The organism is Nitratidesulfovibrio liaohensis (assembly GCF_011682075.1).
Classification (GTDB): Bacteria; Desulfobacterota; Desulfovibrionia; order Desulfovibrionales; family Desulfovibrionaceae; genus Cupidesulfovibrio; species Cupidesulfovibrio liaohensis.
Genome location: NZ_VSMK01000541.1, coordinates 1 through 1461 on the forward strand (window position 1 = coordinate 1; position 1461 = coordinate 1461).

The 1461-nt window shown below is 72.3% G+C and carries 1 protein-coding gene; it reads left to right on the top strand.

What is annotated here, in order from left to right; translation table 11 throughout:
* Positions 1-1461, top strand: a 1461-nt coding sequence (locus FVW27_RS15495; protein ID WP_167126808.1) for an NFACT RNA binding domain-containing protein, incomplete at both ends; no start/stop codon positions are given.

Below are 1461 nucleotides of genomic sequence, written 5' to 3' on the forward strand. Positions count from 1 at the left end.
GACTGGCCGCGCCGCAGGCTGGCCCTGCGCATGGCGCCGCCAGCCGGACAGCCAGACGGGACGACAGACGGGACGGCAGACGGGCGGCCAAACGGTAAGGCCGCCGGGCAGGGCGCCCTGGTACTGCTGGATCTGCGCGAGGGCGTGCACCTCGTGGATGCCCTTCCCCCTGACTTCGGCGCGGACCCGGTCTGGCCGCAACTGCCCCCCCCTTCGCAACCCGTTGCGCTGCAGATCGCCCTGCATGCGCTGTGCGGCGGCGCCGCCACCGGGGCCGATCCGGTGCTCACTCCGCCCCTGCGGCGCACCCTGGCCACCCTTGTGGGCGGTGGGCGATTCGCCCCTCCATCCGGCAGCACCCCCGGTGGCAATTCGGACACCCTCTTCGGCATTTCCGGTGACGCCCCGGAAGACGGCGTGCTCGACGCCTGCGCCCTGCTGGTGGACCTGGACTCCGGAGAGGGCGACGTGTTCCTGTACCGTCAGCCCGACGAGGGCGGGACAGGGCCCGGCGAGCCCGACGAGCTTTCCGCGTGGCCCCTGCCCGCATCCCTGCGCGGCAACCGGACCGAGGAAGTGCACGAATCCGCGCTGGATGCCGCCGCCATTCTGGGCGAGGCCGCCGCGTTCACCGGTCTTGCCGATACCGTGCGCACGGAGGCCGCCGCCCCGTTCAAGGCCGAAACCAAGCGGTTGCGCCGGCTGCTGGCCAAGCTGGACGACGAGGAGCGCCGCCTGCGCGGCCTGCTGGACCAGCGTGCCGATGGCGTGGCCCTGCAGGCGGTGCTCTATCAATACGCACCGGATGCCCGCCTGCCGGAGGTGACGGTGCCCGACGAAACCTTGTCCGAATCGGCATGGCCGGAAGGCGCGGGGGATGAGGCATCGCCCCCGACGGGCACTGCCGACGCAGGCCTAGCCCGCACCACCCGCATCATCCGTCTCGACCCGCTGCTGACCGTGCGCGAGAACATGGCCGCCATGTTTCACCGGTCGGATCGGGGCGCGCGCGGGCTCGCCATCCTCGAACGTCGCCGGGCAGAGGTTGCCCGCGACCTGGCCTCCGCAGAGCAGGGCGCAGCCATGCCCCCCGGCGACGGGTTGCCACCGGTCCAGGCCCGGTTTGCGCCCGCGTCTGTCCTTCATGCCCCCCGCGGCAAGAAAGGCAAAGGCGGCAAGGGCGGTGCCGATTCCCGCAAACAGCCGGGCAATGCCGGAACCGGCAGCGACGTGCAGCGCTTTCGCAGTTCCGACGGCTTCCTGCTGCTGCGGGGGCGGTGCGCCGAAGGCAACGCGGAACTGCTGCGCATCGCCTCGCCTTTCGACTGGTGGCTGCACGCGGAGGACGGCCCCAGCGCGCACCTGATCATCCGGCGCGACCACCCGGCGCATCAGGTGCCGGAACGCACCCTGGCCGAGGCCGCCGCGCTGGTGGCGGTGAAAAGCTGGCAGCGCAACGCC